At 60.7% G+C, this 24548-nt stretch carries 20 protein-coding genes; 9 read left to right on the forward strand and 11 right to left on the reverse strand.

The genetic code is table 11. The features are described from left to right. Nucleotides 1-25 precede the first annotated feature (25 nt). From secF to queA, 5 genes are all read right to left on the reverse strand, one after another. Nucleotides 26-994, reverse strand: coding sequence for a protein translocase subunit SecF (gene secF / locus IMX17_RS13445; RefSeq protein ID WP_019454209.1), 969 nt, complete (start codon nt 992-994; stop codon nt 26-28). A gap of 10 nt (nt 995-1004) precedes the next feature. Further along, a complete protein-coding gene (gene secD / locus IMX17_RS13450) occupies nt 1005-2852 on the reverse strand; it encodes a protein translocase subunit SecD (RefSeq protein WP_072056030.1) in 1848 nt (615 codons plus the stop codon). Between the two features lie 24 nt (nt 2853-2876). Continuing rightward, nucleotides 2877-3209 (reverse strand): preprotein translocase subunit YajC, encoded by a 333-nt coding sequence (yajC, locus tag IMX17_RS13455; RefSeq protein ID WP_004940391.1) that lies wholly within the window; start codon nt 3207-3209, stop codon nt 2877-2879. Between the two features lie 33 nt (nt 3210-3242). Beyond that, complete coding sequence (gene tgt, locus IMX17_RS13460) at nt 3243-4367, reverse strand: tRNA guanosine(34) transglycosylase Tgt (RefSeq protein WP_016928877.1); 1125 nt, start codon at nt 4365-4367, stop codon at nt 3243-3245. A 72-nt stretch (nt 4368-4439) separates the two neighbouring features. Beyond that, the gene (gene queA, locus IMX17_RS13465; protein ID WP_004940394.1) at nt 4440-5510 is read right to left on the reverse strand and encodes a tRNA preQ1(34) S-adenosylmethionine ribosyltransferase-isomerase QueA; all 1071 of its coding nucleotides are present in this window, start codon (nt 5508-5510) and stop codon (nt 4440-4442) included. Nucleotides 5511-5630: 120 nt separating this feature from the next. Here queA and IMX17_RS13470 point away from each other — a divergent pair, with 120 nt between their 5' ends. From IMX17_RS13470 to ggt, 3 genes are all read left to right on the forward strand, one after another. Continuing rightward, the gene (locus IMX17_RS13470) at nt 5631-6212 is read left to right on the forward strand and encodes an ACP phosphodiesterase (protein ID WP_046897537.1); all 582 of its coding nucleotides are present in this window, start codon (nt 5631-5633) and stop codon (nt 6210-6212) included. A gap of 229 nt (nt 6213-6441) precedes the next feature. After that, nucleotides 6442-7044, forward strand: a complete 603-nt coding sequence (locus IMX17_RS13475) for a peroxiredoxin C (RefSeq protein ID WP_004940403.1) — start codon at nt 6442-6444, stop codon at nt 7042-7044. A gap of 233 nt (nt 7045-7277) precedes the next feature. Further along, nucleotides 7278-9041, forward strand: coding sequence for a gamma-glutamyltransferase (gene ggt, locus IMX17_RS13480; protein WP_046897538.1), 1764 nt, complete (start codon nt 7278-7280; stop codon nt 9039-9041). Nucleotides 9042-9094: 53 nt separating this feature from the next. Here ggt and malZ read toward each other — a convergent pair whose 3' ends face one another. After that, nucleotides 9095-10918, reverse strand: a complete 1824-nt coding sequence (gene malZ / locus IMX17_RS13485) for a maltodextrin glucosidase (protein ID WP_046897539.1) — start codon at nt 10916-10918, stop codon at nt 9095-9097. Between the two features lie 246 nt (nt 10919-11164). On the opposite strand from malZ, the gene IMX17_RS13490 reads away from it, so the two are divergent. From IMX17_RS13490 to IMX17_RS13505, 4 genes are all read left to right on the forward strand, one after another. Continuing rightward, a complete protein-coding gene (locus IMX17_RS13490; RefSeq protein ID WP_046897540.1) occupies nt 11165-12421 on the forward strand; it encodes a mechanosensitive ion channel family protein in 1257 nt (418 codons plus the stop codon). A 132-nt stretch (nt 12422-12553) separates the two neighbouring features. Beyond that, nucleotides 12554-12823 carry a hypothetical protein gene (locus IMX17_RS13495; protein WP_046897541.1) on the forward strand — a complete coding sequence of 90 codons (270 nt, stop codon included), beginning with the start codon at nt 12554-12556 and terminating at the stop codon, nt 12821-12823. A gap of 85 nt (nt 12824-12908) precedes the next feature. After that, nucleotides 12909-13187: a type II toxin-antitoxin system RelE/ParE family toxin gene (locus tag IMX17_RS13500; protein WP_033651073.1), complete on the forward strand. Its 279-nt coding sequence runs from the start codon at nt 12909-12911 to the stop codon at nt 13185-13187. Beyond that, nucleotides 13187-13474, forward strand: a complete 288-nt coding sequence (locus IMX17_RS13505) for a HigA family addiction module antitoxin (protein WP_046897542.1) — start codon at nt 13187-13189, stop codon at nt 13472-13474. The genes IMX17_RS13500 and IMX17_RS13505 overlap by 1 nt, the downstream gene beginning before the upstream one ends. A gap of 45 nt (nt 13475-13519) precedes the next feature. Here the strand turns inward: IMX17_RS13505 and proY are convergent, their stop codons facing one another. The 5 genes from proY to phoB all read right to left on the reverse strand — a co-directional run bounded on the left by proY (nt 13520) and on the right by phoB (nt 19809). After that, a complete protein-coding gene (gene proY / locus IMX17_RS13510) occupies nt 13520-14926 on the reverse strand; it encodes a proline-specific permease ProY (RefSeq protein WP_046897618.1) in 1407 nt (468 codons plus the stop codon). A 73-nt stretch (nt 14927-14999) separates the two neighbouring features. After that, a complete protein-coding gene (gene brnQ, locus IMX17_RS13515; RefSeq protein ID WP_015376824.1) occupies nt 15000-16316 on the reverse strand; it encodes a branched-chain amino acid transport system II carrier protein in 1317 nt (438 codons plus the stop codon). 485 nt (nt 16317-16801) lie between these two features. Then, nucleotides 16802-17764: a PstS family phosphate ABC transporter substrate-binding protein gene (locus tag IMX17_RS13520; protein ID WP_042783778.1), complete on the reverse strand. Its 963-nt coding sequence runs from the start codon at nt 17762-17764 to the stop codon at nt 16802-16804. 14 nt (nt 17765-17778) lie between these two features. Next, a complete protein-coding gene (gene phoR, locus IMX17_RS13525) occupies nt 17779-19095 on the reverse strand; it encodes a phosphate regulon sensor histidine kinase PhoR (RefSeq protein WP_033642047.1) in 1317 nt (438 codons plus the stop codon). 24 nt (nt 19096-19119) lie between these two features. Continuing rightward, on the reverse strand, nt 19120-19809 hold the full coding sequence (gene phoB, locus IMX17_RS13530) for a phosphate response regulator transcription factor PhoB (RefSeq protein ID WP_004940438.1): 690 nt from the start codon (nt 19807-19809) through the stop codon (nt 19120-19122). Between the two features lie 215 nt (nt 19810-20024). On the opposite strand from phoB, the gene sbcD reads away from it, so the two are divergent. Both sbcD and sbcC read left to right on the forward strand, forming a co-directional pair. After that, nucleotides 20025-21257: an exonuclease subunit SbcD gene (sbcD, locus tag IMX17_RS13535; RefSeq protein ID WP_046897543.1), complete on the forward strand. Its 1233-nt coding sequence runs from the start codon at nt 20025-20027 to the stop codon at nt 21255-21257. Further along, on the forward strand, nt 21254-24505 hold the full coding sequence (gene sbcC, locus IMX17_RS13540; protein ID WP_193549838.1) for an exonuclease subunit SbcC: 3252 nt from the start codon (nt 21254-21256) through the stop codon (nt 24503-24505). Before sbcD ends, sbcC begins: the two co-directional genes overlap by 4 nt. Nucleotides 24506-24548: the final 43 nt, after the last annotated feature.

Raw genomic sequence — 24548 nt, forward strand, 5'->3', positions numbered from 1 at the left:
CTCATTTCGCTGAATACTGCGGCGGTTAAGGCAGAATCGAAGGCTGATCGGCGCCCTCTTTTTCCACTTTTTGCTGCAGCATGTGCTCGCGTTTCATCCCCAGTTTCAACGCCAGCGCGGACGCGACGTAGATAGAGGAAACGGTACCGATCGACACGCCGATCAGCATCGCCAGCGAGAAGCCTTGCAGCATCGCGCCACCGAAGATGTACAGCATCAGCACCACCATCAGGGTAGTACCGGAAGTCATCAGCGTACGGCTCAGCGTCTGGGTCAACGACACGTTCATGATCTCGTAAGGCGTGCCGCGGCGGATCTTGCGGAAGTTCTCACGAATACGGTCGGAGACCACGATGCTGTCGTTCAGCGAGTAACCGATAACCGACATCAGGGACGCGACGATGGTCAGGTCAATCTCGATGTGGAACAGCGACAGCACGCCCAGCGTGATGATCACGTCGTGCGCCAGCGCGATAACCGCCCCCAGCGCCAGGCGCCATTCGAAGCGGAAGCCGACGTAGATCAGGATACAGATCAACGCCACCAGCAGCGCCATGCCGCCGGTTTGCGCCAGCTCGCTGCCCACGCTCGGGCCGACGAACTCAATGCGCTTCACGGTGGCGTTTTTATCCACCGAGTCGTTGATCACGCCGATCACCTTATTGCCCAGTTCCTGGCCTGCGGTGCCGGTCGCCGGTGGCATGCGCACCATCACGTCGCGGCTGCTGCCGAAGTTCTGGATAATCGGATCCTGGAACCCGGCCTTCTCCAGCGTATCGCGCATCAGATCGAGGTTAGCCGGCTTCTCCAGGTTGATTTCAATCACCGTACCGCCGGTGAAATCCAGGCCCCAGTTAAAGCCGCGCACCGACATGGTGGCGATCGACGCGACCAACAGCACCAACGAGATGCCGAAGGCCACGTAGTCCCAGCGCATAAAGTCGTAGACTTTACGGCCGTAGTTGAGTTGCTCAACAGTATAATCCTGTGCCACAACGCACTCCTCAGATAGACAGCTTGTTAATGCGTTTGCCGCCGTAAAGCAGGTTGACGATGGCACGGGTACCGACAATCGCGGTGAACATGGACGTCGCCACACCGATAGCGGTGGTGATCGCAAAGCCCTTGATCGAACCGGTGCCGACTGCGTACAGGATGACCGCGGTGATCAGGGTGGTGATGTTGGCGTCGACGATACTGGAGAACGCGCCTTTATAGCCCTCATGGATCGCCTGCTGAACGGACCGGCCGTTCTTCAGCTCTTCCTTGATACGTTCGTTAATCAGTACGTTGGCGTCGACCGCCACCGCCAGCGTCAACACGATCCCGGCAATGCCCGGCATGGTCAGCGTCGCCCCCGGCAACAGGGACATCACGCCGACGATCAGCACCAGGTTGGCGACCAGCGCCGTGGTGGCGATCACGCCGAATTTACGGTACCAGACCACCATGAAGACGATGGACGCCACCAGGCCCCACAGACAGGCTTCCAGACCTTGGGTAATGTTCTGCTGACCCAGGGTTGGACCGATGGTGCGCTCTTCAACGATCTGAATCGGCGCAATCAGCGCACCCGCGCGCAGCAGCAGCGAAAGCTGACGCGCTTCGTTCGGGTTGCCGATGCCGGTGATGCGGAAGCTGTTGCCCAGACGCGACTGAATGTTCGCCACGTTGATCACTTCTTCCTGTTTCACCAGCACCGCACGGCCGTTGGCGTCTTTCTTGCCGCTGTCCTTATACTCCACGAACAGGGTCGCCATCGGCTTGCCGATGTTGTCCTTGGTGAAGTTGGACATCGACGTGCCGCCGGCGCTGTCCAGCGAGATGTTAACCTGCGGCTGGTTGTATTCGTCGGTGCTCGAGGTGGAGTCGGTGATGTGGTCACCGGTCAGGATCACGCGCTTGTACAGCACGATCGGCTGGCCGTCACGGGTGTACTTCACCTCGGAATCGCCCGGCACGCGGCCGTTGGCCGCCGCAGTGGCGTCCGCATTGGTGTTCACCAGACGGAATTCCAGGGTCGCGGTAGCGCCCAGAATTTCTTTGGCGCGCGCGGTGTCCTGAATGCCCGGCAGCTCGACCACGATGCGGTCAGAGCCCTGGCGCTGCACCAGCGGTTCGGCAACGCCGAGCTGGTTAACGCGGTTACGCAGGATAGTGATGTTCTGCTGGACGGCGTATTCGCGCGCTTCGCTCAGACGGGCGTCCGTCAGGCTGGCTTTCAGGGTGTTGGCGCCATTGGCGGACAGCACCAGATCGCGCTGACGCGGGCCGATGTAGCTGATGGCCTGGTCACGGGCCGCATCGTCGCGGAAGCGAACTTCCACGCCGTTATTGTCCAGCTTGCGGATAGACGCGTAAGGAATGCCCTTCTCGCGCAGCTCGCTGCGCAGGGTATCCATGGTCTGTTCCTGCAGCTTGCTCAGCGCGGTGTCCATGTCCACTTCCATCAGGAAGTGCACGCCGCCGCGCAGGTCCAGGCCGAGTTTCATCGGCTCTGCGCCCAGCATGGCCAGCCAGGTCGGCGTGGCCGGCGCCAGGTTCAGCGCCACGACGAATTTGTCACCCAGCTCGGTCACCAGCGCTTCGCGGGCGCGCAGCTGAACGTCAGGATCTTTAAAGCGAGCCAGGATGGCGCCATTTTCCAGCGCAATCGACTTGCTCGCGATGTTGTCTTTTTCTAATACGGTACGGACCTGGTCCAGCGTAGTTTCACTGGCGGCGACGCCGCGCGCGCCAGTGATTTGTACGGCCGGATCCTCACCGTAGATGTTGGGAAGCGCATAAAGCAGACCGACGAGGATCACGACGATCAACATCAGATACTTCCACAAAGGATAACGGTTTAGCACGGCAATTCCCTTAGGGAAAAAAGATTACAGGGCCTTCATGGTACCTTTCGGCAGAACGGCCGCCACGAAGTCACGCTTGATCATCACTTCCGTGGTGTCGTTCAGCGCGATGGCGATGATGCCGGTGTCGGCCACTTTGGTCACGCGACCGATCAGGCCGCCGGTGGTCAGCACTTCGTCGCCTTTACCGATGGAGTCCATCAGCTTCTTGTGATCTTTCGCGCGCTTCTGCTGTGGGCGCAGGATCATGAAGTAGAAGATCAGGCCGAACACCACCAGCATAATGATCAGAGAGTACGGGCTTCCCTGAGCCGGAGCCCCTGCGGATGCGACGGCGTCAGAAATGAAAAAGCTCATTGAAATTCCCTCATTAAGTTATCAATTATTAGATCAAGCGTTTAAAGGCGGAATCGGCTTGCCGATCCGACCATAGAAATCCGCAACAAACTGCTCTAATTTACCCTCTTCGATAGCCTGGCGTAAACCCGCCATCAGGCGCTGGTAGTGACGCAGGTTATGAATTGTGTTCAGTCGAGCACCCAATATTTCGTTGCAACGGTCGAGATGGTGCAAGTAGGCGCGGCTGTAATGGCGACACGTGTAGCAATCACAGTCCTTATCCAGCGGAGAAGTATCATCCTTGTGCTTGGCATTACGGATTTTTACCACACCGTCAGTCACGAACAGATGGCCGTTGCGGGCGTTGCGGGTCGGCATGACGCAGTCGAACATGTCGATGCCGCGGCGCACGCCTTCCACCAAATCTTCCGGCTTGCCGACGCCCATCAAATAGCGTGGCTTATCTTCCGGAATTTGCGGGCAAACGTGTTCAAGAATGCGATGCATATCCTCTTTCGGCTCGCCTACAGCCAAGCCGCCCACAGCGTACCCATCAAAGCCGATATCCACCAGCCCTTTTACTGAAACATCACGTAAATCTTCGTAAACGCCGCCCTGAATGATGCCGAACAGCGCATTTTTATTTTCCAGCTCGTCGAAACGCTGGCGGCTGCGCTGCGCCCAACGCAGCGACATTTCCATCGAGCGCTTGGCGTAGTCCCAGTCCGCCGGGTACGGCGTGCATTCATCGAAGATCATCACGATGTCGGAACCCAGGTCATACTGGATTTCCATCGATTTTTCCGGGCTCAGGAACACCTTGTCGCCGTTGATCGGGTTGCGGAAGTACACGCCTTCCTCTTTGATCTTGCGCATCGCCCCCAGGCTGAACACCTGGAAACCGCCGGAGTCGGTGAGGATCGGGCCCGGCCACTGCATGAAATCGTGCAGATCGCCGTGCAGCTTCATGATCTCCTGGCCAGGGCGCAGCCACAGGTGGAAGGTGTTGCCCAGCAGGATCTGCGCGCCGGTCTCTTTCACTTCTTCCGGCGTCATGCCCTTGACCGTGCCGTAGGTACCGACCGGCATAAAGGCCGGGGTTTCCACTACGCCGCGGTCGAAAATCAGGCGGCCGCGGCGTGCGCGGCCATCGGTAGTTTGTAGTTCGTACTTCACAAAGCCTCCAGCATCAGAGAAACAGTCTGATGTCGTTGAAACGGGGCCGCGCCGTGGGCGCAGCCCGGGAAATTAACCGCCGACAGACTCGTTTTCCGCCTGCGGATTACGGCTGATGAACATCGCATCGCCGTAGCTGAAAAAGCGATACTGCTCGGCCACCGCCTGCTGATAGGCGTTCATGGTATTTTTGTAGCCGGCGAAAGCCGACACCAGCATGATCAGGGTGGACTCCGGCAGGTGGAAGTTGGTTACCAGCGCGTCGATCACCTGATAGTGGTAACCCGGATAGATAAAGATGCTGGTGTCGCCGAAGAACGGCGCAATCAGCGCCTCTTTGCTGGCCGCCGCGGCGCTTTCCAACGAGCGCACCGAGGTGGTGCCCACCGCCACCACGCGCTTGCCGCGCGCTTTGCAGGCCAGCACCGCATCCACGACCTCCTGCGGCACTTCGGCGTATTCGGCGTGCATCACGTGATCTTCGATGGTTTCCACGCGTACCGGCTGGAAGGTGCCGGCGCCGACGTGCAGCGTCACGAACGCCATTTCCACGCCCTTGGCGCGCAGCGCCGCCAGCAGCGGTTCGTCGAAGTGCAGACCGGCGGTCGGCGCGGCGACCGCGCCCGGCTTCTCGCTGTAGACCGTCTGATACAGTTCGCGGTCGGCGTCTTCATCCGGGCGAGCGATATAAGGCGGCAGCGGCATATGGCCGGCCGCGTTGAGAATGGTGAAGACATCGCGTTCGTCGTTGAAGCGCAGCTCGAACAGCGTCTCGTGGCGCGCCACCATGGTGGCGGCGATGCTCTCGTCATCCCCCAGCAGCAGCTCGGCGCCCGGCTTGGGCGCTTTCGACGCGCGCACGTGCGCCAGCACGCGATGGTCGTCCAGCACGCGCTCCACCAGCACTTCAATCTTGCCGCCGCTGACCTTGCGGCCGAACATGCGCGCCGGGATCACGCGGGTATTGTTGAACACCAGCAGATCGCCGGCTTCCAGCTTGTCCAGCAGATCGGTGAATACGCCGTGCGTCAGCGCCCCGCTCGGCCCGTCCAGCTGCAGCAGGCGGCATGCGCTGCGCTCGGCCTGGGGATAGTGGGCAATCAGGGATTCGGGAAGTTCAAACGAAAAATCAGCGACGCGCATGGGTATTCACTTCTTCAATTTAAGACTGGTTGGTAAAAAACAGGCGGCCTAGTCTAAAGCCGGGGGCGGTCAGCGGCAAGAAATAAGGAGGATTTGCCTGACTTCGGGTATAGTTGAGGGATGAATTTTCTCGCTCATCTCCACCTGGCCATGCTGGCGGACAGCTCGCTGCTGGGCAACCTGCTGGCCGATTTCGTGCGCGGCAACCCCGCCGCCGACTACCAGCCCGAGGTGGTGGCCGGCATCATGATGCACCGCCGCGTCGACGTGCTGACCGACAGCCTGCCGCAGGTGAAAGCCTGCCGCGACTATTTCAGCGCCCCCTACCGCCGCGTGGCGCCAATTACCCTCGACGTGGTGTGGGACCATTTTCTGGCGCGCCACTGGCAGCAGCTGGAGCCTTCGCGCGATCTGCACCAGTTCACCCAGGAAGCCCGCAGCCAGATCGAACCTTACCTGCCGCTCACGCCGCCGCGTTTTCAGAACCTGAACGGCTATCTGTGGCCGGAGCGCTGGCTGGAACGCTACGCCGAATTGCCGTTCATCGCCCGAGTGCTGCAGGGCATGGCCAGCCGCCGTCCGCGTCTTGAGGCGCTGGCCGGCTCGTTCGCCGACGTCGAGCGGCATTATCATCAGCTTGAAACACAGTTCTGGCAGTTTTACCCGCAAATGATGCGGCAGGCGAAGGATAAAACGCTCTGAGGTCAAGCCCAAGCGTTTGAAATTGCAGCGCCTTGCAAGAATTTACGTTTTGCCGCTTGCCCTTTTGTGGGAAAAGGTTATTTTTAAAGCTCGATAAATTATATCAACGACTTTGATAGGTGAAAGCTATCTCATCGATTGGTCTTTTACCCTTTATTCACCAAGTCACGGCCCCTATACTGGCCCTTGTTTTTACATCCACCCTTTAACACCTATTACAGGAGTAATTATGGTCCTGGTAACTCGTCAAGCCCCTGACTTCACTGCAGCTGCCGTACTGGGTAGCGGCGAAATCGTTGAAAACTTCAACCTGAAGAAGCACCTGAACGGCAAACCTGCCGTGCTGTTCTTCTGGCCAATGGACTTCACCTTCGTATGCCCTTCCGAGCTGATCGCTTTCGATCACCGCTATGAAGAGTTCCAGAAGCGTGGCGTTGAAGTGGTTGGCGTTTCCTTCGACTCAGAATTCGTTCACAACGCATGGCGTAAAACCCCTGTCGACAAAGGCGGCATCGGTGAAGTGAAATACGCAATGGTTGCTGACGTTAAGCGTGAAATCCAGAAAGCTTACGGCATCGAACACCCGGAAGCCGGCGTTGCGCTGCGCGGCTCCTTCCTGATCGACAAAGACGGCATCGTGCGTGCTCAGGTTGTTAACGACCTGCCAATCGGCCGTAACATCGACGAAATGATCCGTACCGTTGACGCGCTGCAATTCCACGAAGAGCACGGTGAAGTGTGCCCGGCTCAGTGGGAAAAAGGCAAAGCAGGTATGGGCGCTTCCCCAGACGGCGTAGCAAAATACCTGTCTGAAAACGCTGCCAAGCTGTAATTTCAGCCTGATAGTGAATCAACCGGCCCAAGGGCCGGTTTTTTTGTGCCCCTTTTTAGGGCAATATGCCCACCTTCAGTGCTTTATTTCCCTGTTTCCGCTCATATTTCCTACCCTGATCGCCGCGCGTGCGCCCATCTGCGACTACTATCAATAACGCTGGCTCGCGCTTTGCAAGCGAGTAACGGCAAGCAAACACAACACAATAAAAAACTGACAGGGTAGGAATAACTATGTTTTTACAGAAATGGAGCAAACCCCTGACCATGGCGGCGCTGCTGGTCAGCGGCAGCCTGTATGCGGCGTCTAACCCGGCGGTGGAAGCCAAAAACGGCATGGTGGTCACCTCGCAGCACCTGGCCTCGCAGGTCGGCGTGGATATTCTGAAAATGGGCGGCAACGCCATCGACGCCGCCGTGGCGGTCGGCTACGCGCAGGCGGTGGTTAACCCCTGCTGCGGCAACATCGGCGGCGGCGGCTTTATGACCGTCCACCTGGCGGACGGCACCGACACCTTCATCAACTTCCGCGAAACCGCACCGGCGGCGGCCAGCGCCAACATGTATCTGGATGCCGACGGCAAGGTGAAGAAAGATGCCAGCCTGTACGGCTATCTGGCGGCGGGCGTGCCGGGCACCGTGCTGGGGATGGAAACCGCACGTGAGAAGTACGGCAAACTGAGCCGCGAACAGGTGCTGGCGCCGGCGATCAGGCTGGCGCGCGAAGGCTTTGTGCTGACCCGCGCCGATACCGATATTCTCGACACCACCGTTGCACGTTTCAAACAGGATCCCGAGTCGGCCAAAATCTTCCTGCGCCCGGACGGCAGCCCGCTGCAGCCGGGGGACAAACTGGTGCAAACCGATCTGGCCAATACGCTGGAAGCCATCGCCAAAGGGGGAACCGACGCCTTCTACAAAGGCAAGATCCCGCAGGCGGTAGAGGCGGCGGCCAAACAGGGCGGCGGCATTTTGACGGCGGCCGACTTCGCCAACTATAAAGTCACCGAAACCCCACCGATCACCTGCAGCTATCGCGGCTACAAGTTCGTCTCGGCGCCGCCTCCCAGCTCCGGCGGCGTGACGCTGTGCGAAATCCTCAACGTGGTGGAAGGCTATGACCTGAAAAGCATGGGCTTCAACTCGGCGGCGGCCATTCACACCATGACCGAGGCGATGCGCCATGCCTACATGGACCGCAACACCTACCTCGGCGACCCGGAATTCATCAAGAACCCGATCGACCGGCTGGTGAGCAAGAGCTACGCCGAGCAGATCCGCAAGAAAATCGTCGCGGACAAGGCCACGCCGTCGGAAAACGTGCAGCCCGGCATGGAACCGCATGAGAAACCGGAAACCACCCACTATTCGATCGTCGATCACGACGGCAACGCGGTCTCCACCACCTATACCGTCAACGGCCGCTTCGGCGCCGTGGTGATCGCGCCGGGCACCGGCTTCTTCCTCAACGATGAGATGGACGACTTTACGGTGAAAGTGGGCGAGAAAAACCTGTACGGGCTGGTGCAGGGCACCGCCAACAGCATTGCCCCCGGTAAGCGCCCACTATCGTCAATGAGCCCGACGCTGGTGACCAAGGACAACAAGATCTTTATGGTGCTGGGCTCGCCTGGCGGTTCGCGCATCATCACCATCACCCTGCAGACCGCGTTGAACGTGATCGACCACGGCATGGCGCCGCAGGAAGCGGTGGACGCGCCGCGCATCCATCACCAATGGCTGCCGGATGAGGTGTACTACGAACAGCGCGGCGTTTCCGCCGATACGCTAAAACTACTGAGCGGCATGGGCTATAAGATGGGCGAACAAACGCCGTGGGGCGCCGCCGAACTGATTCTGGTCGGCTTGCCAGGCGCGGCGGGCGTCACCCCGGCCAACTCCGGTAACGATTCGGCGGTTTCCGGCAAAGTGCGCGAAGGTTACCTGTACGGCGCCAACGACGTGCGTCGCCCGGCAGGCTCCGCGGTCGGTTACTGATGTAAACGCCCACTCACCTTAATCGCGGGGGCCCTTCGGCCCCCGCAGTTCCCTTAGCCTTCACAGCGCCACACGGTGGCCGATTCTTCCGCCAGCTGCAGGCGCAACCCACCCGCCGTTTCGCTCAACTCTCCCCGCCCTTCCACACGCCGCCACGGGCCGCGCGCCAACAGCGGGTTATGCGGCAACTGCGCCTGGCCGCAGCCGTCGCGCTGCAGCGCCACCAACACCTGCTCCTGCTGATACAGGCGCACGAACACCAGCGTTTCGCCGCTGGCGTACAACACCTGGCAGCCGCCACGGCGCAAGGCCAGGCTCTGTTTACGCAGCGCCGCCATGCGCTGGAACAGCGCCAACAGCGGCCGGTCCCAGTCGCCGACGTCCCACGGGAACGGCTTGCGGCAGAACGGATCGTTGCCGCCGTCCAGACCAATTTCATCGCCGTAGTAGAGACAAGGCACGCCAATCCAGCTCAGCAGCCACACCGCCGCCATCTGCATGCGAGCCGCGTTCCCCTGCAACAGCGTGAGGAAACGCGCGGTATCGTGACTGTCCAATTGGTTGAACTGGATCAGCTGGCGGCCATGCGGCAACCCGGCGCGGTAGCCGTCCATCCACTGTGCGCATCCGGCAGCGTCCAGCCGCACCGGGTGATAGGCCACGTCCAGCCCCGCTAAAAAAGCCCGCACCGGCAGCGCGAAGCCCATGTAGTTCATCGCCGCATCCTCCACGCCGGCGTGCAGCCAGCGACGCGCGTCGCCGAAGTGCTCGCCCACTACGTAGGCCTGCGGATTCTCCTGCTTCACCGCCTGATAGATGCCCGCCAGGTGACGCAGGTTGCCGGCAGCGCCGCCGTTCTCCCCCAGCATATGCACCACGTCCAGCCGCCAACCGTCGATGCTGTACGGGGGGCGCAGCCAATGGCGCACCACGCTGCCTTCGCCCTGATAAATCGCTTCCGCCACCTGCGGCTCGGCGAAGTTGAGCTTCGGCAGGCTGGCGTTGCCCTTCCAGTCGAGCGCGCGGCCGTCCGGGTAGAAGTTGAACCAGCCGCGATACGGCGAATCGGGGTGGTGGCAGGCGCCGTTTTGCCCTTGGCGATGGCGGTCGAACCACGGATGCGAGTCGCCGGTGTGGTTGAACACCCCGTCCAGCACCAGTTTCATGCCTACCTTGTGAGTGCTCACTCGCAAACGCTGCAGCGCCGCGTTGCCGCCGAAGTGCGGATCGACCTGGTAATAATCCTCGGTATCGTACTTATGCACGCTCGGCGCGGTAAAAATCGGGTTCAGGTACAGCGCCGTCACGCCCAACTGCTGCAGGTACGGCAGTTTGGCGCAGATGCCGTCCAGATCGCCGCCGTAAAAGGTCGAAGCGGCGTGGCTATCCTCCAGCGGATGCTGCCAGTCGCGCCGGATCACCTCAGCGCCGGCCGCGTGATGGCGGTAGCTGCCGCTCTGGATGCCGTGCTCGCCGCCGCTGCTGGCGAAGCGATCGGGGAAAATCTGGTAGAACAGCTGATCCGCCACCCACTCAGGGCCGTTGTCAGGTTCGTCGACGGCGAATTGCGCCAGCTGGCCCGGCGGCGTTGGCGACCAGCCCTGCGGCCCGAACCACTGCTGGCGATCGGCCCACAGCAGCTTGAAGCAGTATCGCCGCGTCGGCTCGCCCTCATTCAGCGTCAGGCTGGCCTGGTAGCGCCGCATCCCCTCGTGACGCTGCGCTTTCATCACCAGCAGCCACTCTTCATTGTCCGGTTCGGCGCGCAAAAACACCCGTTCCGGCAGTTCATCCCCTTGTAACCACAGCGTGATATCCAAACGTTGCCCTTGCTTCACCACAAAAGGCGGAACCGGTTGATGCCAGGCGTTAAGCATACTGTTCTCCTGCTGTACCAAACGAAATCGACGGCATTCTTCAAGAAGCGAACAATGCCACGTTAAGTGCAACTCCCCCTCCTCTCTGACCGCAAAACCCAGGGATGAGCCAGGGGGCGGAGACCGAAAAATAACGCTAACTCGATGTAAAAAAAGGTAAACAGGCACAAATCCTGCACGTTACCCCTTAGGCTAACGCGTTTTGAGCATACAGGATATTTTTTGCGCATTTTTTAAGGAGCGGTAATGCAACAACAGATAACGCGCTGGCTGGAACAATTTGGTTTGGAATTCGGCGGAGTGATGTCGCTGTTGATGGTCTTGGGGTTGATCGTCCTGATCTCGGTGGTGATCCACCTGGTGCTGCACCGGGTGGTGCTGGCCGCCCTTCAGCGCCGCGGCCAGCAGTCGCAGCGCGTCTGGCAACAGGCCATCACCCAATACAAACTGTTCCAGCGCGTGGCGCTGCTGCTGCAAGGGGTGATCATCAGCATTCAGGCGACGCTGTGGCTGCAGAGCGGCAGCCAGACTCAGGCGGTGATCGTTACCGCGGCGCAGGTGTGGATACTCGCCTTCACCCTGCTGTCGCTGTTCTCGCTGCTGGATACGCTGCTGGCGCTGCTGCGCCAAAGCCCGATTTCCAATCAGCTGCCGCTGCGCGGCATTTTCCAGGGCCTGAAACTGGTGGCGGCGATCCTGATCGGCATCATGATCGTCTCGCTGCTGATGGGCAAATCGCCGCTGTTGCTGCTCAGCGGCCTGGGTGCCATGACGGCGGTCTTGATGTTGGTGTTCAAGGATCCGATCCTCGGGCTGGTGGCCGGCATTCAGCTCTCCGCCAACGACATGCTGAAGATCGGCGACTGGCTGGAAATGCCGAAATACGGCGCCGACGGCGCGGTCACCGACATCGGCCTGACCACGGTCAAAGTGCGTAACTGGGACAACACCGTCACCACCATACCGACCTACGCGCTGATCTCCGACTCGTTCAAAAACTGGCGTTCGATGTCGGAATCCGGCGGGCGCCGCATCAAGCGCAGTTTGAATATCGACACCGGCAGCGTGCACTTCCTGTCGGAAGAGGAACAGCGCCGCCTGCAGCGCAACCCGCTGCTGCACAGCTACCTGAACGTTAAGACCCAGGAACTGAGCCAGCACAACCAGGAGATCGCCGTCGATCTGGCCTCGCCGCTCAACGGCCGCCGCCTGACCAACCTCGGCACGCTGCGCGCCTATCTGGAAGCCTACCTGCGCGCTCACCCGCGCATTCACCAAAACATGACGCTGATGGTGCGCCAGCTGGCGCCGACGCCGGAGGGCCTGCCGCTGGAAATCTACGCCTTCACCAACACCACGGTCTGGGCGGAGTATGAAAGCATTCAGGCGGATATTTTCGACCATATCCTGGCGGTGATCGACGAGTTCGGCCTGCGCGTGCATCAGACGCCGACCGGCAACGACCTGCGCGGCATGCTGCGACAAAGCGCGAACGCTTCCTGACGTCGGCTGACGTAACTGTGTCTGCTGGTAATTATTCGCTTTCAATTGCCAGCAGATATCTCCATCCCCTTCTTTTCCCCGGCGAAAACGGCGTTAATGCGGCATCACCTTCACCACCGAGAGGGAAAGCTCTTGCTGAAACGGTTACGTCATCGGCTGTTCACCCTGATGGCCACGCTGCTGTTTATCGGCTGCCTGCACAACGCTTTGCTGGATGAAAGCCGCATGCCCCGCAATCTGCAACCTTCGTTGAGCGCCCTCAGCAGCAACCTGCAGGACATTCGCGAAGTGCTGGCGCGCTGCGCCGGCGAGGAAGAGGAGGAACGCCTGAACGACGGCGGCATACGCATCGAAGCGCGCGCCGCCGGGGATGATGAAGCGGAAGAAAAACGCCAGACATAGTGGGTTAAAAAACGCCCCAATTTGTTGCGTGATACGCAACACCCTACTATGATGCGTATAGCGCAACACTCATGGAGCCATCAGGATGATAAGAAGCTTCAAGCATAAGGGACTCAAAAAGTTTTTCGAAACCGGTTCAACAGCAGGTATCGACGCCAAACAGGCGAAAAAAATCGCGCTGCGGCTGAGCGTGCTGGATTTAGCGAAAGTGATTGATGACGTGGATTTACCCGGCTTCTTCTTGCATCCGCTAACGGGCGCTCGCAATGGGCAATGGTCCGTCACCGTGACCGGTAACTGGCGCATCACGTTTGAACTGGTCGAGGGTGATGTTTATATCGTGAATTATGAGGACTATCACTAATGAACCGCATGCATAATCCTCCTCATCCTGGCGAGTTGATCAAAGAAACCATGGAAACGCTGAATCTCAGCGCGCGCGCGCTGGCCAAAGCATTGGACGTCGCGCCGTCTACGGTTCAACGCCTGATCAGCGGTAAATCCGATATCTCGCCGGAAATGGCCATCCGCCTGTCCATCGTAATAGGCAGTTCCGAACAGGTCTGGATGGGAATGCAAGATGCTTACGACCTGTGGCAGGCCAGGCAGTCCATCGACGTTTCCAAACTGCGCAAGCTGGACTTCTCTTGACGCCTGCCCCTAAAAAAACACCGGCCTCAGCCGGTGTTTTTCCATTTAGTCTTGCTGCGTCGCCAGCAGCGCGCGTTTTTTCTGGCGGTTGACTTTGAACCAGTACCCCGCCAACAGCAACACTACCCAGACCAGGCCGGCGTACAGCGAGACGCGCGTGGTCGGGAAGTAGCCGATAAGACCGATGATGAACACCAGGAACACGATCGCCACCACCGAGGTGAACACCCCGCCGCGCAGCGGGAACGCCAGCTGCTTCACCTGCTCTTTGCTCAGGCTGCGGCGGAAGGCGATTTGCGAGAACAGGATCATGATCCACACCCACACGGTGGCGAAGGTCGCCAGGGAGGCGATCACCAGGAACACGCTCTCCGGCATGATGTAGTTGAGGTATACCGCCAGCAGCAGCGCCAGCATCATCACGACCACCGTCACCCAGGGAATGCCGCGTTTCGACACCTTGCTGAACATCTTCGGCGCATGGCCCTGCTCGGCCATGCCGTGCAGCATGCGGCCGACGCCGAACACGTCGCTGTTGATCGCCGACAGCGAAGCGGTAATCACCACGAAGTTGAGGATGCCCGCCGCCACGGTGATGCCCATATGCTGGAAAGTCAGCACGAACGGGCTGCCGTTGGTGCCCACCTGGTTCCACGGGTAGATAGACATGATGACGAACAGCGTGCCGACGTAGAACACCAGAATGCGCCACGGCACCGAGTTGATGGCTTTCGGAATCGATTTTTTCGGATCCTTGGCTTCGCCGGCGGTGATGCCGATGATTTCAATGCCGCCGTAAGCGAACATCACCAGCTGCAGCGACAGGATCATGCCGATAAAGCCGTTGCTGAAGAAGCCGCCGTTCGACCACAGGTTATGAATGCCCGTCGGTTGCCCGCCGTTGCCGATGCCCCAGATGATGATGCCGATGCCAGCCACGATCATGATGATGATGGTGGCGACCTTGAAGAACGAGAACCAGAACTCCAGCTCGCCGAACACCTTGACGCTCATCAGGTTGATGGCGCCGATGATCAGCACCACGCTCAGCACCCAGATCCAGTGCGGCACTTCCGGGAACCAGACCCCCATATAAATGCCGAAGGCGGTCACGTCGGCAATGGCGACGATCAGGATCTCAAAGCAGTAGGTCCAGCCGGTGATGTAACCCGCCATCGGGCCGAGGTAGTCCTGCGCGTAGCGGGAAAACGAGCTGGCCTGCGGGTTGTTGACCGACATCTCCCCCAGTGCGCGCATGATGATGAAGGCCACGATGCCGCCGATCAGGTAAGCCAGCAGCACGCTCGGGCCGGCCATTTTGATGGCGTCCGCCGAGCCGTAGAACAACCCGGTGCCGATGGCCGACCCCAACGCCATAAAGCGGATATGACGCGTGCTGAGGCCGCGTTTCAGCTTATTGTCGGGGACAGTGGTGGGTGACTGTTGTTGCATGAAAATGACCCATAGTTTTAAACGTAAAAAAGCCACGGACATGTCCGTGGCCCTAGATTAAGCCGGGGGATTATCAGTGCGCGGTCACTTGGGAACGCGTGCACACCCGATCATAAATCGCGACCAGCACCAGCATCAGCAGCGAAGGCGGCAACCATGCCAACCCCTGCTCCGCCAGCGGCAGGTGAGTGGTCCAGGCCGGCAGCAGCTGCTGGAAGCTGGACGCTTTCACCGCGTCAAGGATACCAAACAACAGGCTGACAAGCATCACCGGCGCGATGATGCGCGGCGCGCTGTGCCACCAACGCAGGGTGAAGCTCAGCACCACCAGCACGATGCACGGCGGGTAAATCGCGGTCAGCACCGGAATGGAGATCTGGATCAGGTGGCTCAGGCCGAGGTTGGACACCACCATCGAGAACAGGCCCAGAATAAACACCAGCGTCTTATAGGAGAACGGCAGGTATTGCGCGAAGAACTCGGCGCAGGCGCAGGTCAGGCCTACCGCGGTCACCATGCAGGCGATGAAGATCAGCGCCGCCAGGAAGAAGCTGCCCAGACCGCCGAAGGTGTTCTGAACGTAAGCGTGCAGGATCACCGCGCCGTTGGTGGCGTCAGGCACCAGCGCGCCGCTGCCGGAACCCAGCTTGAACAGGCTCAGGTACACCAGCGTCAGGCCCACGCCGGCGATCAAACCGGCCAGAATGGTGTAACGGGTCAACAGGCCGGCGTCTTTCACGCCGCGCGAGCGCGCCGCGTTGACGATAACGATGCCGAACACCAGCGCGCCCAGCGTATCCATGGTCAGATAGCCGTTAACGAAGCCGGAGGAGAAAGGCACGCTCTGATAAGCCGTCGTCGCCGGAATCGGCGCGCCGGCAGGCCACAGCAGCGCGGCGATGCCCAGTACGGCCAGCGCGACGATCTTCAGCGGCGCCAGCACATGGCCGACGGTATCGAGCAGGCGGCCCGGATACAGAGAGATGCCGATCACCAGCGCGAAGTACACCAGGCTGTAGATGAACAGCGGCATGGCGCCGTCGCCGGTCAGCGGGGCGATGCCCACTTCGAAGGACACGGTGGCGGTACGCGGCGTCGCGAACAGCGGGCCGACGGCCAGGTAGCAGACGGTCGCCAGCAGCAAGCCGGCGCCGCGGCCGATTGGCGAACTGAGGGCGTCGATGCCGCCGCCGACGCGCGCCAGCGCGATGACGGTGATGACCGGCAGGCCCACGGCGGTGATCAGGAAGCCCAGCGCCGCAGTCCAGACGTGTTCACCGGACTGCAAACCGACCATCGGCGGGAAGATGATGTTCCCGGCCCCGACGAATAAGGCAAAGGTCATAAAGCCCAGTGCCAGGATATCTTTTGACGTTAAACGATGACTCATACGATGTCGTGTTGCCTGTTCAAATGAAAAATAGTGTCCGATAGCGTGGTGGCGTGACGCCCCACCCGGTTGCCGGCATGCCCGATCGTCGCCGCGCCAAATAAGCACCCTAAACGCAGACGATCCGGCGTTTATGTCCCTATTCGAAAGTGGCCGCTCATAAAGATGGGCAAAATTTTAGGAGTTATAAAAATGGAGGTTTAATCCGACAACGAAGGCTAAGGTAAACGTTTATAGCGCTTCAAGGCAAGACGCACGGCGAAAAGCAGAGCTATCGACCATATAAACTTTAGCCACCAGTCGATCATATTGGCTATCAATAAATATACACTACATGATTTGTATCATTTTTGAACAACGAATTCACAAAACGTGAAGCATATATCGCTTTACCGCTCGAAATCGCTAATAAAAAGCCGATTCTCGCGTGGTATGAGCTTCGTTTCGCCATAAAAAAAGGTGAAAATTACGCCGTTTTTTGTCGCTTATTGCGCCATGGCCGGCGCGAGCGGTGGCAGCCCCAGCGCCTGACGGGTCTTCTGCAAGGTGGCCGGCGGCAGCGGCAGATAGCCGTCGTGGTTGACCAGGCTTTGGCCTGGTGTCGACAGCACGCGATCGAGGAATGCGGCGGTCAGCGGCTCCAGCGGTTGATGGGGGGCTTTGTTGATGTAGATATACAGATAGCGCGACAGCGGGTAGCGATCGTTGCGCACGTTGGCGGCGGTAGGCGCGACATAGTCCTCTCCCGATTCCGCCAATGGCAGCAGCCGCACGCCGCTGGCGCGAAAGCCGATGCTGGCATAGCCGATGCCGTTGAGCGAACCGGCCACCGCCTGCACCACCGAGGCAGAGCCGGGCAGCTCATTGACGCGCGGCATAAAATCGCCGCCGCACAGCGCGCGCAGTTTGAAGTAGCCATAGGTGCCGGACGCCGAGTTGCGGCCAAAGCGCTGCAGCGAACGCGACGCCCAGTCGCCGCGCAGACCCAGCTCGCCCCAGCGCGTCAGCGGCTGGCTTTCGCCGCAGCGCCGGGTGGCGGAGAAAATGCGGTCGAGCTGCTGCAGGTTGAGGCCGCGCAGCGGATTATCCTGATGCACCAATACCACCAGCGCATCCACCGCTACCGGCACCGCCAGCGGCGCATAGCCGTAACGGTGTTCGAATGCCGAGATCTCGGCCGCCTTCATCGGCCGGCTCATCGGGCCGAGCTGCGCGGCGCCCGCGGCCAACGCGGTCGGCGCGGTCGAGGAGCCGGCGGCCTGGATCTGCAAGTTGACGTTGGGATAATGCTGGCTGAAATCCTGCGCCCACAGCGCCATCAGATTCGCCAGCGTGTCGGAACCGACGCTGGACAGGTTGCCCGCCAACATGCCGTCAGGCTGCGCCAGCGCGCCGCGTCCGGCCAGCAGCGCCAGGCAAAGCAACAGCCCTCGGGTTATTCGGGTCATACCGGTGTCTCGCGTTAATTTTTCACCGCATTCTCTGATAAAGCGGCGGGAACAATCAACCGATTGGGCAAGGTAAAGATAAAGCGGGTGCCGATCCCCGGTTCGCTGAGGATCTCCAGCCGCGCGTCGTGATGGCTGAGCGCGTGCTTGACGATCGCCAGTCCCAGCCCGCTGCCGCCGGTCTGGCGCGAGCGGGCCTTGTCGACGCGATAAAAACGCTCGGTCAGGCGCGGAAGGTGTTCGGCGGCGATGCCCGGCCCGTTGTCGCTGACCTGGAACTGCGCACCCTGCGCCGTCTGTTGCCAGCTCACTTCGATATGGGTGCCCTTCGGCGTGTGGTTGACCGCGTTGTACACCAGATTAGACACCGCGCTGCGCAACTGGTCTTCATTGCCGAACACGTTGAGCTGTTCGTTCACCCGGAAAGTGATCTCATGATTGCCGCCGCTCAGCGATTGCGCCTCGCGCTGCAACACCCGCAGCATCAGCGGGATATCCACCCGCTCGTTCATGTCGACATTGGGCGCCGCCTCGATGCGCGACAGCGTCAGCAGCTGCTTGACCAGCCCGTCCATCCGGCGGGTCTGCTCTTGCATAGTGCTGAGCGCCTTGCTGCGCAGCGAACCGTCCTGCTCTTCGTCGCCCATCATCTCCAGGTAGCCCTGCAGCACCGTCAGCGGCGTGCGCAGCTCATGGCTGACGTTGGCGAAGAAGTTGCGCCGCGCGCCCTCCAGCTGGCGCATCTGGGTGACGTCGCGCGCCACCATCAGCAACTGCCCTTCGGAATACGGCATCACGCGAAATTCGACGTAGTGTTCGTTGTTCAACTGCAGCGTCAGCGGACGCGAAAACTCCTGCTGTTGCAGATAATGGCTAAATTCCGGATAACGCAGCAGGTTAAGGATGTGCTGGCCGTTGTCTTCCGGCCAGCGGAAGCCGAGCAAATGCTGCGCCAGCCCGTTGCACCAGAAGATGTTGCCCTCGACGGTGGTCATCACCACCGCGTCAGGCAGCGATTCGGCCCCGCTGCGAAAGCGCTTGATAAGCAGCGCCAGCTCGCGCCGGCGGCGGCGATTGCGCTGCTGCATCTGATACAGGCCATAAAACAGCGGCTCCCAGCTCCAGCGGCCGGGCGGCGGCGTCATGCTGCGGTCGATCCACAGCCAATGGGAGAGTTTGAGCTGGTTGTAGAAATTCCACACCAGCGCAGCCAGCGCGGAGGCCAGCAGGAACCAGGGCAGATAACCGAAAATCAGCCCCAACAGTAAGGCGGGCAAACAAAAAAGAGCCAGCTCCAGAGCCAGCCTCTTCCACGACAGACGTTCTAACACGGCATATTCTCCAGCGCGGCGCGATCAGTAGCGCGTTGAGAACCGGTAGCCGGTGCCCCGAACGGTTTGAACCATTTTATCATGCCCACTGGTTTCTAACGCCTTGCGGAGCCGACGGATATGCACGTCAACGGTACGGTCTTCCACATAAACGTTAGTGCCCCAGACGTGATTAAGCAACTGCTCACGGCTATAAACCCGCTCCGGGTGGGTCATAAAGAAGTGCAGCAGCTTGAACTCGGTCGGCCCCATGTCCAGCGCCTGATCGTTCGCCATCACGCGGTGGGAGGACGGATCCAGGCTCAGCCCTTGCATTTCAATCACCTCTTCCACCGCCATCGGTGAAATGCGGCGCATGACCGCCTTGATGCGCGCCACCAGCTCCTTGGGCGAGAACGGCTTGGTGATGTAATCATCCGCCCCCACTTCCAGGCCGCGCACCCGGTCTTCTTCTTCGCCGCGCGCGGTCAACATCATCACCGGGATATCGCGGGTCAGCGCTTCGCGCTTCATATGTTTGATAAACTGAATGCCGGACCCCCCGGGCAACATCCAGTCAAGCAACACCAAATCAGGGAACGGCTCAGACAGACGCGTCACGGCGCTGTCATAATCCTCGGCTTCCAACGGTTGGTAACCATTTTGTTCCAACACAAAGCACACCATCTCACGGATCGGCGCTTCGTCTTCCACCACCAGTATGCGTCTTGCCATCGTCAATCCTGCCAATGTGTTAGCGACTTTTCGGGCGCCATTATGCGTCAGTTTTGTGACACTTTTATGAAAAAAACCGGCTGTTATAGGCAGTAAGCATAGCGATTATTTCCCGCAGTAAAGAAAAATCATCCGGTTGTCATCATCATTGCGCCGGGACAGCCGCCGCCGCGGCCTTTATAATCATCGCCATTATCTTTGCATCCGGGAGTGTCATGCGCCTGATCCACACCTCTGACTGGCACCTTGGCCAGTACTTTTTCACCAAAAGCCGCGCCGCCGAGCACCAGGCTTTTCTGAACTGGCTGATCGAACAGATCGAACAGCAACAGGTGGATGCGCTGATCGTCGCCGGGGATCTGTTCGATACCGGCTCACCGCCCAGCTATGCCCGCGAGCTGTACAACCGCTTCGTGGTGGAACTGCAGCGCACCGGCTGCCAGTTGGTGGTGCTGGGCGGCAACCACGACTCGGTGGCGACGCTGAACGAATCGCGTGAGCTGCTCTCCTGCCTGAACACCACGGTGATCGCCAGCGCGCAGGGCGCCCCGGAACAGCAAATCGTGGTGCTGAACCGGCGCGACGGCCAGCCGGGCGCGGTGCTGTGCGCCATTCCGTTCCTGCGGCCGCGCGATCTGCTCACCAGCCGCGCCGGCGAATCCGGCGCGCAGAAACAGCAGGCGCTGCAGGAAGCCATCGCCGAACATTATCAGACGCTGTATCAGGCGGCCTGCGAGCGCCGCGACCAGCTGGGCTTGCCGTTGCCGATCGTCGCCACCGGCCACCTGACCACCGTCGGCGTCACCACCTCCGACTCGGTGCGCGACATCTATATCGGCACCCTAGACGCCTTCCCGGCGCAGGCCTTCCCGCCCGCCGACTATATCGCGCTGGGTCACATTCACCGCGCGCAGAACGTCGCCAAATCGGAGCATATTCGCTATAGCGGCTCGCCGATCCCGCTCAGCTTCGATGAGCTGGGCAAAGCCAAAAGCGTCTTCCTGGTGGATTTCGCCGACGGCGCCCTGCAGCGGGTTGACGCGTTAACGATCCCGCAGTTCCAGCCCATGCAGCTGATCAAAGGCGATCTGGCCGAGATCGAACGGCAACTGCGGCAATTTGCCGACTATGCCGGCGAGCTGCCGGTGTGGCTGGATATCGAAGTGGCGACGCAGGACTACCTCAGCGATATCCAACGCCGCATCCAGCTGCTGGCGGATGAGCTGCCGGTGGAAGTGGTGCTGCTGCGGCGCAGCAAAGAGCAGCGCCGCCAGGCGATTGCGCAGCAGGATAAGGAAACGCTGAACGAGCTGAGCGTCAACGAGGTGTTCGAACGCAGGTTGGCGCAAGAGGCTGAGATGCCCGAAACGCGCCAACAGCGGATGCGCCAGATGTTCTGCCAGGTGGTTGAGGCGGTGCAGCGCAACGCCGAGGAGACGAATTCATGAAGATCCTCAGCCTGCGGTTAAAAAACCTCAACTCGCTGCAGGGCGAATGGAAAATTGACTTCACCGCCGAGCCTTTCGCCAGCAACGGTCTGTTCGCCATTACCGGCCCGACCGGCGCGGGCAAAACCACCCTGCTGGACGCCATTTGCCTGGCGCTGTATCACCAGACGCCGCGCCTCAACGTCACGCCGAGCCAGAATGAGCTGATGACCCGCCACACCGCTGAGTCGCTGGCGGAGGTCGAGTTCGAGGTCAAGGGCGTCGGCTATCGCGCCTTCTGGAGCCAGCGCCGCGCCAAAAATGCGCCGGACGGCAACCTGCAGGCGCCGAAGGTCGAACTGGCGCGCCGCGAGGACGGCAAGATCCTGGCGGACAAAGTGCGCGACAAGCTGGAGCTCACCGCCGCCATCACCGGGCTGGACTTCGGCCGCTTCACCAAATCGATGATGCTGTCTCAGGGGCAGTTCGCCGCCTTCCTCAACGCCGACGCCAACGATCGCGCCGAGCTGTTGGAAGAGCTGACCGGCACCGAAATCTATGGGCGGCTGTCCGAGCAGGTGTTCGAGTCGCACAAGCAGGCCAAAACTGACCTGGATGCGTTGCACCAACGCGCCAGCGGCATCGAACTGCTGAACGACGAGCAGCGCCAGTCTCTGACCGAACAGCTGGCGGCGCTGAGCACGCAGGAAAGCGCCCTCGGCGAGCAAACCCAGCGGCAGCAACAGGCGCTGAGCTGGCTACAGCAATGGCAACGCCTCCGGCAACAGCAAAACGAGGGGCAATTGCGGCTGGACACCGCCCAGCGCGAGCAAGCGGAGGCCGCCCCACAGCTGCAGCGGCTGGCGCTCAGCGAGCCGGCCGAGAAATTGCGGCCGCTGCGCGGTGATCGCGATCGCTGCCTCGCCGAGCTGCAGACGATACAGCAGCAAGCGGCTCTACTGGCGCAGCAGCAGGAACAGCAGTCAGCGCAGTTGACCCCGCTGCAGCAGGCGGTGGAGAAAACTCGCCAGGCGCAGCAAACCCATGCCGAGCATATGCGGCAACAGCAACAGCTGATTGACGAGCAGGTCGCCCCGCTCGATCATCAGATAGCCCAACTGCTATCGACCCAGACCGAGCGGCGACAGGCCGGCGATGCCGCCGCGCAGCAGTGCGCCGCAAAGCAGACAGCGCTGGAGCAGCTCACCGTCCAACACAGCCAGCTGACGGCACAGGGCGCACAGCATCAGCAGCAGTTGAATGCGCTGAACGAAGCGCTGGCCGCTCAACAGCAACAGCAGCAGGCGTTGGAGGCGAAAACGCCGCTGGCCCCGCTGCGCCAGCGCCTGAGCGCCCTGGCAGATCTGCGCCCGACGCGCCAGCAGCTGTTTACTCTATCCTCTTTGTCGCAGCAAATCGTTAAACGGCTGGAACAACAGCGGCAAGAGCTAAACATCGGTCAACATGAACTGATCCAGCTGGAACCACAGCTAGAACTTATCCGTCAGCAATTTAAGCAGCAGAAAGCGCACCAGGCCGATGTTGAAAAAACCTATGCGCTGGAACAACGGATCGTGGGTCTTGAGGCCGAGCGCGCCCGTTTGCAACCCGGCGCCCCCTGCCCGCTGTGCGGCTCATGCGAGCACCCGGCGGTAGAACAATATCAAGAGGTAAAACTGTCGGAAACTGCGCAACGTCTGGAGCAAATGAAAGTCCAGACCGAAGCATTGCAAAAACAAGGCGTCGAGCTGCGAGCCCGTTACGACAACCTGCAACAGCAGTTGCAGCGCCAGCAGCAAACCATCGCGCAGGATGAACAGCAGCTGGCTGCCCAACAGCAGCAGTGGCGACAGCTCAGCGCACCGCTGGCGTTCGACTTTACGCTGGCGGATAGCGAGCAACTCAGCGCCTGGCTGAACGGCTGCGACGACGAAGAACGGCGCGGGCAACAGGCGTTGCAGCAGCATGAACAGGCGGCGCAGGCGGTACAGCAGGCGAAAGACGCGCTCATCGCTCTGCAAACGCAGCAGCAGCAGACGCAGCAACAGCTGGCGTTGCTCGAAGAACGCTTTACGCTGCTGCAAAAAGCCCACGCCGACAACCTGCAACAGCAGCAAGAGCTGCAACAACGCTGGCAAGAAGGCGAGAAAACCCTCGCTGAACGACGTGCGCAGCGGCTGGCGCTGTTCGGCGAACAGCAGGTGGCTCAGGTGCGCGAACAGCTGCGCGCCAAACAAACCGCCTGCGAACAGGCCAGCGTTCAGGCCGCCGAGCAGTGGCAAAAGGCGCAGGAACTGCGCGAACGCCTGGCCGGCCAGCAGGCCGGGCTGCAACAACAGCTCACCCAGATGCAGGAGCGGCTGCAGCAGGCGCAGCAGCAGTGGCAGCAGGCGCTGGCCGACAGCGAGTTCGCCGATGAAACCGCCTTCGCCGCCGCGCTGCTGGACGACGCCCTGCGCCGCGAATTGCAGCAGCGCAAAGAGCGGCTGCAACAGCGACAGGTGGAGGCCGCCGCCCTGCTGACACAGGCGACGCAAACGCTGGAGCAGCATCGGCAGCACCGTCCTGAAGGGCTGGATGAAGCCAATGCGGATATCGATGCGCTCACCCAATCGCTGGCCGAACTGGCACAGCAGTTGAAAACGTTGCAGCTGCGTCAGGGCGAACTGCGCAATCAGCTGGAAAGCGACGCCGCCCGCCGCCTCAATCAGCAGGCGCTGTTCGAGCAAATCGCCCGCAGCCAGCAAGACTACGACGACTGGAGCTACCTCAACCAGCTGATCGGCTCGAAGGAAGGCGACAAGTTCCGCCGCTTCGCTCAGGGGCTGACGCTCGATCATCTGGTCTATCTGGCCAACCGGCAGCTCGGCCGGCTACACGGGCGCTACCTGCTGCAGCGTAAGACCAGCGATGCGCTGGAGCTGCAGGTGGTGGACACCTGGCAGGCGGACGCGCTGCGCGATACCCGCACCCTGTCCGGCGGCGAGAGCTTCCTGGTCAGCCTGGCGTTGGCGCTGGCGTTGTCCGATCTGGTCAGCCATAAAACCAGCATCGACTCGCTGTTCCTCGACGAAGGCTTCGGCACGCTGGACGCCGAAACCCTCGATACCGCGCTGGATGCGCTGGACAGCCTGAACGCCTCCGGCAAAACCATCGGCGTGATCAGCCACGTCGAGGCGATGAAAGAACGCATTCCGGTGCAGATCAAGGTGAAAAAGGTCAACGGGCTCGGCGTCAGCCGGCTGGAGGCGCACTTCAGGCTGGAATGATCCCGCGGCTTGCGGCGCAGAAGTGTGACCGCGGCGGCACTCC

This window comes from Serratia sp. X3, assembly GCF_014982455.1.
In the GTDB taxonomy this organism is placed as follows: domain Bacteria; phylum Pseudomonadota; class Gammaproteobacteria; order Enterobacterales; family Enterobacteriaceae; genus Serratia; species Serratia ureilytica.

What these genes read in the sequence shown, in the direction of transcription:
- proY (WP_046897618.1), bottom strand. Translation starts at nt 14,926, where the DNA reads ATGCAACAACAGTCACCCACCACTGTCCCCGACAATAAGCTGAAACGC.
- queA (WP_004940394.1), bottom strand. Translation starts at nt 5,510, where the DNA reads ATGCGCGTCGCTGATTTTTCGTTTGAACTTCCCGAATCCCTGATTGCC.
- sbcD (WP_046897543.1), top strand. Translation starts at nt 20,025, where the DNA reads ATGCGCCTGATCCACACCTCTGACTGGCACCTTGGCCAGTACTTTTTC.
- brnQ (WP_015376824.1), bottom strand. Translation starts at nt 16,316, where the DNA reads ATGAGTCATCGTTTAACGTCAAAAGATATCCTGGCACTGGGCTTTATG.
- IMX17_RS13500 (WP_033651073.1), top strand. Translation starts at nt 12,909, where the DNA reads ATGATAAGAAGCTTCAAGCATAAGGGACTCAAAAAGTTTTTCGAAACC.
- malZ (WP_046897539.1), bottom strand. Translation starts at nt 10,918, where the DNA reads ATGCTTAACGCCTGGCATCAACCGGTTCCGCCTTTTGTGGTGAAGCAA.
- IMX17_RS13505 (WP_046897542.1), top strand. Translation starts at nt 13,187, where the DNA reads ATGAACCGCATGCATAATCCTCCTCATCCTGGCGAGTTGATCAAAGAA.
- sbcC (WP_193549838.1), top strand. Translation starts at nt 21,254, where the DNA reads ATGAAGATCCTCAGCCTGCGGTTAAAAAACCTCAACTCGCTGCAGGGC.
- yajC (WP_004940391.1), bottom strand. Translation starts at nt 3,209, where the DNA reads ATGAGCTTTTTCATTTCTGACGCCGTCGCATCCGCAGGGGCTCCGGCT.
- IMX17_RS13490 (WP_046897540.1), top strand. Translation starts at nt 11,165, where the DNA reads ATGCAACAACAGATAACGCGCTGGCTGGAACAATTTGGTTTGGAATTC.
- phoB (WP_004940438.1), bottom strand. Translation starts at nt 19,809, where the DNA reads ATGGCAAGACGCATACTGGTGGTGGAAGACGAAGCGCCGATCCGTGAG.
- IMX17_RS13520 (WP_042783778.1), bottom strand. Translation starts at nt 17,764, where the DNA reads ATGACCCGAATAACCCGAGGGCTGTTGCTTTGCCTGGCGCTGCTGGCC.
- IMX17_RS13470 (WP_046897537.1), top strand. Translation starts at nt 5,631, where the DNA reads ATGAATTTTCTCGCTCATCTCCACCTGGCCATGCTGGCGGACAGCTCG.
- IMX17_RS13475 (WP_004940403.1), top strand. Translation starts at nt 6,442, where the DNA reads ATGGTCCTGGTAACTCGTCAAGCCCCTGACTTCACTGCAGCTGCCGTA.
- ggt (WP_046897538.1), top strand. Translation starts at nt 7,278, where the DNA reads ATGTTTTTACAGAAATGGAGCAAACCCCTGACCATGGCGGCGCTGCTG.